Source organism: Staphylococcus sp. HMSC072H03 (genome assembly GCF_001809305.1).
In the GTDB taxonomy this organism is placed as follows: domain Bacteria; phylum Bacillota; class Bacilli; order Staphylococcales; family Staphylococcaceae; genus Staphylococcus; species Staphylococcus hominis.
Map to the genome: position 1 here is coordinate 1 of NZ_KV796883.1, position 11,478 is coordinate 11,478.

13 protein-coding genes are annotated in these 11,478 nt (G+C 30.3%); 10 read left to right on the forward strand and 3 right to left on the reverse strand.

What is annotated here, in order from left to right:
* On the forward strand, positions 1 to 263 hold a 263-nt coding region (locus tag HMPREF2578_RS05975; RefSeq protein ID WP_141743931.1), incomplete at its 5' end, for an LPXTG cell wall anchor domain-containing protein.
* Positions 264 to 396: 133 nt separating this feature from the next.
* Entirely contained in the window at positions 397 to 2,013 is a 1,617-nt protein-coding gene (locus HMPREF2578_RS05980) for a poly(glycerol-phosphate) alpha-glucosyltransferase (protein ID WP_070508304.1), read from the forward strand.
* A 51-nt stretch (positions 2,014 to 2,064) separates the two neighbouring features.
* Here the strand turns inward: HMPREF2578_RS05980 and folE2 are convergent, their stop codons facing one another.
* The 3 genes from folE2 to HMPREF2578_RS05995 are packed head-to-tail and all read right to left on the reverse strand — an operon-like array spanning position 2,065 to position 4,012.
* Positions 2,065 to 2,943 (reverse strand): GTP cyclohydrolase FolE2, encoded by an 879-nt coding sequence (folE2, locus tag HMPREF2578_RS05985; RefSeq protein WP_070508305.1) that lies wholly within the window; start codon positions 2,941 to 2,943, stop codon positions 2,065 to 2,067.
* A gap of 27 nt (positions 2,944 to 2,970) precedes the next feature.
* Positions 2,971 to 3,636, reverse strand: coding sequence for a bacillithiol biosynthesis deacetylase BshB2 (gene bshB2, locus HMPREF2578_RS05990; protein WP_049382087.1), 666 nt, complete (start codon positions 3,634 to 3,636; stop codon positions 2,971 to 2,973).
* A 13-nt stretch (positions 3,637 to 3,649) separates the two neighbouring features.
* Positions 3,650 to 4,012, reverse strand: coding sequence for a YojF family protein (locus tag HMPREF2578_RS05995; protein WP_002488035.1), 363 nt, complete (start codon positions 4,010 to 4,012; stop codon positions 3,650 to 3,652).
* 185 nt (positions 4,013 to 4,197) lie between these two features.
* On the opposite strand from HMPREF2578_RS05995, the gene hxlA reads away from it, so the two are divergent.
* The 8 genes from hxlA (at position 4,198) to HMPREF2578_RS06030 (ending at position 11,462) form a co-directional block, all read left to right on the forward strand.
* Positions 4,198 to 4,830 (forward strand): 3-hexulose-6-phosphate synthase, encoded by a 633-nt coding sequence (hxlA, locus tag HMPREF2578_RS06000; RefSeq protein ID WP_002455709.1) that lies wholly within the window; start codon positions 4,198 to 4,200, stop codon positions 4,828 to 4,830.
* Position 4,831: 1 nt separating this feature from the next.
* Positions 4,832 to 5,380 carry a 6-phospho-3-hexuloisomerase gene (gene hxlB, locus HMPREF2578_RS06005; protein ID WP_070508306.1) on the forward strand — a complete coding sequence of 183 codons (549 nt, stop codon included), beginning with the start codon at positions 4,832 to 4,834 and terminating at the stop codon, positions 5,378 to 5,380.
* A gap of 543 nt (positions 5,381 to 5,923) precedes the next feature.
* Positions 5,924 to 6,115 carry a hypothetical protein gene (locus HMPREF2578_RS06010; protein WP_070508307.1) on the forward strand — a complete coding sequence of 64 codons (192 nt, stop codon included), beginning with the start codon at positions 5,924 to 5,926 and terminating at the stop codon, positions 6,113 to 6,115.
* Positions 6,105 to 6,434, forward strand: coding sequence for a hypothetical protein (locus HMPREF2578_RS06015; RefSeq protein WP_141743933.1), 330 nt, complete (start codon positions 6,105 to 6,107; stop codon positions 6,432 to 6,434). The genes HMPREF2578_RS06010 and HMPREF2578_RS06015 overlap by 11 nt, the downstream gene beginning before the upstream one ends.
* A gap of 163 nt (positions 6,435 to 6,597) precedes the next feature.
* Positions 6,598 to 6,849, forward strand: coding sequence for a hypothetical protein (locus HMPREF2578_RS06020; protein ID WP_256275852.1), 252 nt, complete (start codon positions 6,598 to 6,600; stop codon positions 6,847 to 6,849).
* A 35-nt stretch (positions 6,850 to 6,884) separates the two neighbouring features.
* Positions 6,885 to 7,139: a hypothetical protein gene (locus HMPREF2578_RS11125; protein WP_176743741.1), complete on the forward strand. Its 255-nt coding sequence runs from the start codon at positions 6,885 to 6,887 to the stop codon at positions 7,137 to 7,139.
* Positions 7,136 to 7,825: a hypothetical protein gene (locus HMPREF2578_RS11130; protein ID WP_218085015.1), complete on the forward strand. Its 690-nt coding sequence runs from the start codon at positions 7,136 to 7,138 to the stop codon at positions 7,823 to 7,825. Before HMPREF2578_RS11125 ends, HMPREF2578_RS11130 begins: the two co-directional genes overlap by 4 nt.
* Positions 7,826 to 8,171: 346 nt before the next feature.
* Positions 8,172 to 11,462: a CapA family protein gene (locus HMPREF2578_RS06030; protein WP_070508309.1), complete on the forward strand. Its 3,291-nt coding sequence runs from the start codon at positions 8,172 to 8,174 to the stop codon at positions 11,460 to 11,462.
* The last annotated feature ends 16 nt before the right edge of the window (positions 11,463 to 11,478 follow it).

Genomic DNA, 11,478 nt, shown 5'->3' on the forward strand with positions numbered 1-11,478 from the left:
GCGACTCAGATTCAGACTCTGACAGCGATAGCAATTCAGACCATAACACTGACAATTCTACGCATAGTAATGCAAATAATGGTCACAATAATCATGGTAATAAAGGTACTCATTCAAATGGAAATCATCATGAAAAAGTACAATTACCAGAAACTGGAAATAATGAAGAATCAAATGGTACATTATTCGGCTCATTATTCGCAGCGGCTGGCTCATTATTCTTAGCTGGCAAACGCCGTCGTAATAAAAAAGAAGATAAATAATAATCTTTAATAGCTAAACAGAGTATATTTATAGCCAGGTCGAAACTAAGACCTGGCTATTGTTATGTAAAAAACATTAGAAACGTTATTATTGATATAATATATATAAATAATTTAAACAATGGAGGGGCATATGAATTTAGAATCTAAAGTTCAAACATTAATAGAAAAAGCTAATGTAGATGAATTAGAAGAAAAATATATTTTTCTCAGTTTAGGGAAACCAAATGTAAAAGCTCAAATTAAGCTTTTAAAAAATGCACGTTACACTAAAAGAGATATTTTAAAACATTGTCAAAATTTCAAGAAAAAGTCTGGTCAATTACCCGAATGGGTTAAATTAGATGTTGTCACTCATACAGAAACAGTGCCTTTTGATACTGTCAAAAAACAATTAATTGAAACACGTCGTAATTATATTGATTTTGGTATCGCTTTCGATCCTTATTGGAATATGACTTTTTTACCTGAAGAAATTAATGCGAATGCATTTGTAAGACCTGATAAGAAGACTAAAAAAATGTTTTTGTCAGAAGATAATATTAATAATTATTTAAGAAAATATACCACACACAAAAATGGTTATTCTCATCAATTTTTTAAAAATAAAAAAGTTATTAAATTTTGGACCAAAGGATATATATTAGATAATGATGAAATTTATGAACTGTATGAGTCAGGATATAAAAAAGGGTTAAGAAAAGTAGACGATTTATATCAAGAAGTAGATGACTTAATAGTTAGCAGTGTAGATTACTTACAAGGAATGTTATATGACAATGGTCGTTATAATTATGGTTATTTTCCACATTTTGATAAAGAGATTGGATTCTATAATATATTAAGACATTCGTCATCAACATATGCGTTAATAGAGGGATTAACTTATTTAAGAAGAGATTTAAAGCCTATTGAGAAAGCAATTGATTATATTATAGATAACTACGTGTACGAAGATGGTAATAAAGGCTATGTATTCGATGATACTAAAGATATAAATGAAATTAAATTAGGACAAAATGCATCTTTTATTTTTGCAATATGTGAATATTTAAAAGTACATCCCAATGAAAAATATCTTAAAGTTGCGCAAAGAGTAGCAAAAGGTATCATTTCAATGATTAATAAAGACACGTATGAAACCACACATGTTTTAAATTATCCTGATTTGACAGTAAAAGAAAAATTTAGAATTGTTTATTATGATGGTGAAGCATGTTTAGCATTATTAAGATTATATCAACAAGACCATAATGAAATATGGCTATATACAGTAAAGAAATTAATGAATTACTTTATAGAAAATCGTTATTGGCAGTATCATGATCATTGGCTTGGGTATTGCACGAATGAACTAGTACAAATTGATCCTAAAGAAAAATATTTTAAATTTGGTATAAAAAATGTCAATACACATTTAGATTATATTGAACAACGTGAAACGACATTTCCAACATTTTTAGAAATGTTAATGGCAACTTATAAATTAATACAGAAAGCTAAGGAAACAGGTTTCGAACATATCGTTCAACATTTAATAGATGAGCAACAACTGATTGATGTGATTTATACAAGGGCAGAGTATCAACGTGTTGGATTTTTCTATCCAGAAGTAGCAATGTATTTTAAAAATCCAAGTCGTATTCTGGGTAGTTTCTTTATCAAACATCATGGATATCGAGTCAGAATTGATGATATTGAACATTATGTTTCAGGTTATGTTCAATTTCAAAAAGCTTTTAAAAAATAAAATATACCCCTTATATTTAGTGAACATATACACTAAATATAGGGGTATTATTTATTTTCTATATTTTAGTCTTGCGAAAGCATCGTGTTGGTGAATGGATTCTTCGTTTCGACATTCAATGTCAAAGCCATCAATCCAGTCAAAATCTACTAAATCTGCGGCAATTAAACGAATTAAATCTTCAACGAAACGTGGATTTTCATATGCACGTTCTGTTACGCGTTTTTCATCAGGACGTTTTAAAATTGGATAAAGAATAGAGCTTGCATTTGCTTCCATTGCATCTAAAATCTTTTCTTTGTAATCATCTGTCATTTCAGAATGTTTATCTAAATACACTTTTACTGTTACAACACCCCGTTGATTATGAGCAGAGTATTCGCTAATTTCTTTAGAGCAAGGGCAAAGTGTCGTTACAGTAGCTGTGAGGGTAAGTTCTTTACGCGTTACTTGATCTTTATGAATTGCTAAACCGTAAGTAACATCAGCATGACCTACTGCTTTGATATGAGTTACAGGACTATAACGATCAAAGAACCACTTACCTGAAACGTCTACTCCCGCAGCATTCTGTTTCATATTGTCTTGTAATGTACGTAATACTTGATATAGTGTATCGAAATCCAGTTCTAAACCATTATTATAATGTTTCTCAACACTTTCTAAGATACGACTCATGTTAATCCCTTTTTCATCTTTATTTAAGCTTGTTGAGAAACTAAATGTACCTGCTGTTTGAAATTGATCAATTTTAACAGGATATACTAAATTTTTAATACCCACTTCTTCAATTTCAAATAAGAAGTTTTTATGTGTACTTTGTAAGTCAGTCATTTCATTTTTAGTTGTAGGTTTTGTACCTTTAATAGGGTCTACTGAACCAAAATGTTTCCAGCGACCTTCTCGAGTAGATAAATCAAATTCAGTCATTCGTTTATTGTACCTCCTCTAATGATTTTAATTATCGAAATGATACGTCCAATAAGGTTCGACTTCTAGAAAACTTTGTGTTTCTCCGCCAACTTCAGGGCTAGCTAATTGTTTTAAGAAAGGACCTGTTTGAGATTTATGAGCTTCAAACGCTTTTAATTTAATCTCTTTATATTGACTAATGTCATTTAATATATCAGGTTCACCTAAAATATCCGGTGCATCATTACTAAATGCTACGAGTTGAAGTCTTGGACGCTCTTCTTTAGGCATACGTCCTACTGTTCTTACGACAGCTTCAGCTGTTGCTTCATGGTCTGGATGTACAGCAAATTTTGGATAAAATGAAATAATCACTGATGGATTTGTCTCCTCAATCAATGTTTTTACCATATCATCCATTTGCTCATGTGGCTCAAATTCTACTGTTTTATCTCTTAAACCCATTTTACGTAAATCAGTAATACCAATCACTTTCATAGCATCTTCTAATTCTTTTTCGCGAATATAAGGTAGTGACTCCCTTGTCGCAAAAGGGGGATTGCCTAAATTACGTCCCATTTGTCCTAATGTGAGACAGGCATAAGTGACAGGCACTCCGTTTTCAATATAACTTGCGATCGTCCCAGCAGATGAGAAGGTTTCATCATCGGGATGTGGAAATATCATTAGTACATGTCTTTCATCTTTCATGAATCTTCCTCCTCTATACTGTGAATGGCTGTTCACTGATTTCAATCGTTGCAGCCAACTGTCCTTCGTAATTAAATCCAGCTATTAAAAATTCATTATTATCATTGATTTCATAGTGAGTCAGACCTTGAACATATACCCAACCTCCATCACGAAGTTTCAACCCAACACGAAATGGATCTTTATCTCCGCCCTTTAGTTGCGCATGTTCATATGTGACTTGTATATTTCGTAAAAACGTACCTGCATTAAACACACGTTGATCAAAATGATTAGCATATGCACCATTCGTCGTTTCAACATGCAAATAGACAGGTTTGTTTTCAAATGTAGTTAATAATCGTTGTACTTCTTCAGCTTTAATTGGTTCCAACACGTTCACTCCTTGCAACCATACAATGTGTTTATCTATCTATTTTACTAAAAAGAACGACTGAATTGTACACCTATGCTCAATTTATTTATAAATGAAAGAAAATAATTCGAAGTGATTTAAGTGTTTAAAAATATTTAATATGGGTATTCATACTAGTATGACAATGATACGAAAGGATGTTTGTAATGGAATTACAATTAGCAATCGATTTACTAAATAAAGAAGAAGCAGCAAAATTAGCTAAAAAAGTTGAAGAATATGTGGATATTGTAGAAATTGGTACACCTATCGTTATTAATGAAGGATTACCAGCTGTTCAACATTTAAATGAAAATATCAATAATGCTAAAGTGTTAGCTGATTTAAAAATTATGGATGCAGCAGACTATGAAGTAAGCCAAGCTATTAAATTTGGCGCAGATGTTGTGACTATCTTAGGTGTTGCAGAAGATGCTTCAATTAAAGGTGCGGTTGAAGAAGCACATAAACATGGTAAACAATTGTTAGTTGATATGATTGCCGTACAAGATTTAGAAAAACGTGCGAAAGAATTAGATGAAATGGGCGCTGATTATATCGCTGTTCATACTGGTTACGATTTACAAGCTGAAGGACAATCTCCATTAGAAAGCTTACGTACAGTTAAATCAGTCATTAAAAATTCTAAAGTAGCCGTAGCTGGCGGTATTAAACCTGAAACAATTAAAGAAATTGTAGCAGAAGAACCTGACTTAGTTATTGTTGGTGGCGGTATTGCTAACGCAGATGACCCTGTAGAAGCAGCTAAACAATGTCGTGAAGCGATTGAAGGTAAATAAAATGCCAACTTTTAACAATTATCATTTAATTCTTGAAGAAATAGATAACACGTTATCACATCTTGATGATAATGATTATGGACGTTTTGCGAATGAAGTAGTTGGCGCATCTCGTATCTTTACAGCTGGTAAAGGTCGCTCTGGATATGTTGCTAATAGCTTTGCAATGCGTTTGAACCAACTAGGAAAAGATGCATCTGCAATAGGTGAAGCAACAACACCATCTATTAAAGAGCATGATTTATTAATTATTATTTCCGGTTCTGGATCAACAGAACACTTAAGATTATTAGCTGAGAAGGCGCATTCAGTTGGTGCTAAAATTGCTTTAATAACAACTAAAACAGAATCTAAAATTGGCGACGTCGCTGATACAGTGATTGCTTTACCTGCAGGAACGAAACATGAAGCAAAAGGCTCTGAACAGCCATTAGGTAGTCTATTTGAACAATCTTCACTCATCTTTTTAGATAGTGTCGTGATTGGATTAATGGATGCCTTTAATATTAATGAAGAAGCAATGCAAGACAATCATGCTAATTTAGAATAAATTAATATGATTAAGAGAGTAGGGATTTCTAATTTAGAAATTCCTATTTTTGTGTATCATTTTAATAAAATTAACCATAAATATATATATACAATAAAAAAAGATATATAATAAATAGTGAATTATGAACTTGTAAAAAATGTAATAAATTAATGATTAAGATGTATAATACATATTATGTTAAAATATACCAATTACATTAAATATTAATAACACATTTTAATTTTATAAGGTAGGAGTTTTATGATAGTGTTTAATAAAAAGCGTATTGAGGAGATATTAGAAGGTCATTGGGTTAATGAACCTTCATAAAACTGGCAAGTTAATAATGTTGTAGCAAGTTATGCTCAAGCACGTGAAGATTATCGCTATCAACGACAATCTTTATTTATTGCAATAGATAATGATACTTGGAATACGCATATCAAAAATACAGAAGATTGGAGTGATACGCATAATACCATTTTACATGTTTTGCCATATATTTCAGGTATTATCGTAAAAATTCCAATTCCTTAGCTTAACGAAGACATTCTTCAATTTGTGGTACAAGATATTTATGATGCACTAAATAAATTAGCACTTACTTCATATGATACGTCTGATGCTACTTTAATCGTTACTGTTGGTACGAATAATAAGGGTATTTATATGATTAATGCATTATTTGAAGAACTACTATTAAAAAATAAGAATCAAATAGTAATTAAGAAAAAAAGAGCTTGTGAGTCTTAACATGTTAATAGCTTTAGCAAGCGCATCTGAACACACAGAGTATATTATTTCTAATGCAAGCAATCGTGTATTAATATCAAATACACAGCAATTTGATAAGTATATTCCAGATATTGCTATTGTTTCTTCTATAGAAGAAACAAAAAATCAAACAATAGATAATAATGTATACTTATATACTTGTCTCCTTGAAAATATGTTTGTTGATAGCATTGTTGTTTTAGATGGTGATAGTGACGGTGTTGAAAAAGTTTATTCTAAAATAGAAAGATTAAAATTACTTATGGAATTATTCCTAATGCAGATGCTTTTATCATGAGAAATAGACAGTTAGGAGAACATTCACAAATTAAAGCAAAGATTATAGAAGAAAATTTAGATTTTCAAACTAAACTAACGATCTAGATAATTTACGGTACATACTTAGTGGGCTTGCCACTCTAAAAATAATACATATTCCTCTTTATAGAGTAGTAAATTATTTGAAAGATTCTATACCATTAGAAGATCGTCAACAAGCCATTCAGTATAATACGTTTAGTGGGGATATTTATAATATTGTAGATAGCGATGCTCTACCAACTATAGAGAGAATGGTTGATTCATTAAGCATGTTACATAAACAACGTATTATTTCAAATGGAAGAACTATTGCCATTATTGGAGGTATTTCCGGATTAACTAGGGAAAATGAGGAGAGTCAATATCAAGTATTAGCAGAAGAAATACTTTAAGCCGATATTGAGTTAGTCATTGGATTTGGGGAGGAATGTCATACTGCTTAAAACATTTGTCTGAAATAAAAGTATTAGGAGTATATACATCTGTTAATCAATTGGCGCAAGTAACAGCGGCTATTTTGAAAAATGAGGATAATATTTTAATTAAAGGTAATGACTCTTCAAAAGAATGTTCATTATTACAAGATTTAATTATTAAATATGCGGCACAGCCTATTGAATCTTTAAATATTAAAGATGTTATGCCTCCTAGTGAGGGATATGGTGCAGCAATTTTAATATGAAAACAGGAAGAAAAATGGCTCAATATGGTAATCAAGGTGCAGGTAATTTATTAATTATACATCGTGTTTTAAACTTATTGTTTGCTAAAAAATTACACCGAAGTCAAACCTTCACACCAGATAATGAAGCGATTACTGCAAGCCAACTAAAAAATGCTATTCCGCTCGAAAAAAATGATGAAGTTACTTTGGAACATCTTTTATCAGCGGCAATCATTAGTGACGCTCCTAATGTATTCATTATGTTGGCAAATAGTGTATTAGGGTCTAGTGAAAATAGTTTGAAAATGGTTAAAAGCATGGTAAATGCTTTAAGTATAAACAGTTCTATTGCAGAAAATATTACTGGTGAACCAGTAGAAGATAGACTTCAAAAATTAACTTTAGGTAACTTGTTGTTTACGAATTATCCAGCTGTAAGAGATATACTATCTCTTTCTAGTTATACATTTAAAAATAGCACATATAGAACAAAAAGTAATTTATATGATTATGGATTAATTACGTATGGATTATTCTATGGTGTCAATGATTCTATTAGTATTGTTCCTTCAAAAATTAATGGAGAAACCTATATTACTGTTGCTTTAAGAGTTAGAAGTGCATTCTATAGAGATGCTATGATATATCAAACATTATCTAAAATAATGAATTCTGATATTCAAGAAACAAAATTAGAAAAATAAGAAAATCGACTTATAAAATAAATTTATTAGACGATACTTATTTTAGTGATTCATATGTGAATCATACAAATGATGAAAGTTTAAATAACTTTTTAATACATGGGACTCCAACGCATAGTTTTAAGGAGATTAGACCATTACTAGAAGAAGCGGACTTCAATATATGTATGTTAGAATCATCAATATTTAATATTGAAAACACATGCTTAGAGCAGCGTTTAAAAGATGTAAGATACTCTACTGAAAAAATACGGAATGTTACCTAATATACCTATGAACATGATAATCAATACTATTTTAATATTTCTATATAAATAAATTATAAAATTTAGAGAGGAGAGAACTTATGATTTATGATAAAGAACGAATTGAACAATTACTAGAAGGTTACTGGTATCGAGAACCAAAAGAAGAGTGGTACGTTGATAATATAGATATTAATAAACAACAAATGATGAAATATTGTCAAAAAGGTTATAAAACTTTATTTATAGCTATGGATTCAGAAACATGGCATAAAGGATCAGGAAATACTGGCATTTATGCTGGATGGGAAGATACACATAAAAATTTAGAAGAATACAAATATTTTATGAGTGGCGTAATAGCCAGTAGACCGATTGAATATTTAGATGAAGATATTCCACAATTTATTATGAAAGATACCTATAGTGCAATAAAAAAACTAGGGGAATTTTCATTTTCCTTATTTAAAGGAAAAATGATAGGAATTACTGGTACCGCTGGTAAATCTACATGTAAAACTTTACTAAATGAATTGTTAGAAGTGAATCATACAGTTAATTCTACTAGAGGTAATCATAATACAAGAACTGGAGTGCCTCTTACAGTTGCTAATGCTATTAACAACCCTGATTATTTAGTTCTTGAAATGGCAATATCGAGTTTATGGATGAAAAGTGGAGGAATAGCCAAAACATATATTCCAGATTTAGCATTAATAACTTCAATAGATGGTGGACAAAATAAAACACCATATGAAACAGCTATTTTAAAGTCTAAAATCGCTGAAGGTATGCATCATAATGGGAAAGTAATATTAAATAGAGATATGAATGAATATTTCACTGTTAAAAGTACAATTGAAAAATATAATAAGAATATAGTGACTTATGGTTTTAATAATGAGTCAGACTCGATTATTGAAAGGTTTGAGGAGTATAAAGACTATACTCATGTTGAAGCTTCTATATTAGGGGAACCAGTATCATTTAACACGTTTCTATCTGGTAAAGCAATGATTGAGAATATTATTGGTGTTTTGACGATAATAAAATTATTAGATATACCACTTGAAAGTATTATGTATAAATTAGAAAATTATCAACCTAACAATGGTGTACAAAATTTTGAGCATTACAAAAAAAATAATGGTGTTACATATACGTTAATTAATGATTCATGGAATGCAATGGGAATATCAATGCTTGAAGGTATTAAAGTTTTAAAAACTAAATCTCGTTTTTATAAAGGTAAAACTATTGCGATTTTAGGTAGAATAATTGGATTAGATAAGAATGAAAAAGAAGCAAAACGCCAGCATGAGCTTATTGCGGAAGAACTAATTAATTCAAATATTGATTTAGTTTATGGGCATGGTAAAGAAATGAAATATGCTATGAAAAAATTACCTAAGCATATGATAGGTGGATATTATGAAAGTGCAGAGCTACTAGCATACGAAGTTGCTAATATTATAGAAGATGATGATTTGATATTAATTAAAGGATCCGTAAGAAATAGTAATTTTAAAAATGTAAAAAAACATCTCATTTTATATGCTAATTCAAATACTACCCATAAAGTTAATGCGCACAAAGTTCCTAGTAAAGGTTATGGAGTAGCAACTTTTAGTGTGAAAACAAATAAGAAAGTTTCTTATATTGGAAATCAAGATGTAATTCAAAACCAAGGATTAGGTGGTATTTTAATTATTCATCATATTCTTGATTTAATTTTCTCAAAAAGATTATCACTGAGTGATGTATATAAGCCTGACAAACAAGCAATTAAAGAAAGTAAAAATCCAAGATCTATTCCATTAAATAAAAAAGATGAAATTACTTTAAATCAACTATTGACTTCAGCTATTGTTACTTCCTCACCAAATGCTATTTTAATGCTAGCAAATACAGTTATAGGTAGTAATAATGATAGTTTGAAATATATAAAAGAAACTATTAAGGAAATAGGAGCAAATCCGAGAAGTGCACTGAATATAACGGGAAGAAGAATAAGTAATAAGATACAAGAATTAAGTTTGAATGATTTATATTTAGCAAGTAAATTATTATTTAACAAATATCCCTTTATTAAAGATATATTAACAAAGAATAATTATGTGTTCAAAGATAAGTTTTATAAATCTGAATCTAATTTGTTTAATTATGGAATAATTACGCATGGTTTCTTCTACGGTCAAGATCACTCTATCGGTACAGTATTGTCTAAAATAAATGGTGAAGAATATATTACAGTCGTGTTAGGTGCTAAAGATGCGTTTCATAGAGATGAATTAATTTATAATTCAATTATGCATGTGACACAGGGAAAGTCTAAACATACTAAACATGATTCGATTCGTAAGAAACGGAAATCACCATTTGAAATGAACATTATCGGGGATACTTATTTTGGCGAATATTACACTAAAAAACGCCAAGCAAAAGATATCGATGATGCATTAACATCTAAAGGTCGACATTACAGTTTTGATGGTATTCGTGATTTCTTAAAAACAGGAGATTTTAATATATGTAATTTCGAGGCAGCTATTTCTGATGATGATAATGCTTATTTAAAACAACGTAAACCTTATGTTTTACATGCTTCTGAGGAAGAAACAGCTCGTGCTTTAAAAAAAGAATATATTCATTTAGCCACACTTGCTAATAATCATTTAATGGACTGCAACATAGAAGGATTAAATCGAACAATTAAACAGTTTGAAGCAGAGAATATATATACAATAGGTGCTGGAAATACTCAAGAAGAAGCAGAGAAGCCTTTTGTACTTAACTATAATGGTCAAAAATATACAATATTTAATGCGTATTGGTATCGACGTCCTATGTATAGAGAATATGATTTTTATGCAATAGGAAATAAACCCGGTGTGGCTTGTATCAATCCTTCTTTGTATAAGCAAATTTCTAAAGTGAAAGAAGAAGGTGCTAAAGTGATTGTCATTGCTCACTGGGGTGTCGATTTTGGTAAAGTTCAGATAAAACAACGTGAATATGCACAGTTATTAGAAGAAGCGGGAGCAGATTTAATTATTGGTCACGGTGCACATATGATGCAAAGTATTGAGAAAATTAATCGAACTACTGTGGTGTATAGTATCGGCAATGGAATATTCAATAGTAATGGAGAATATGATCAACGTTTTGTACCTCCATACAGTTTTATTGCACGTCTTACTATCACTCCTGAAAATGACTTATCCTTGAAACTTTATCCAATTTATAGCAATAATAAAGAAACATTTTGGCAACCACGTTTTTTAACTGAAGATGAGTTTAAACATTGTAGTCAAATGCTTAAACAATACGGTTCAATTGAAACTATTAAAACAGGTTATGACCAACATTATTATTACGATATTCCGCTTTGATGAAAAAGCACTCTAA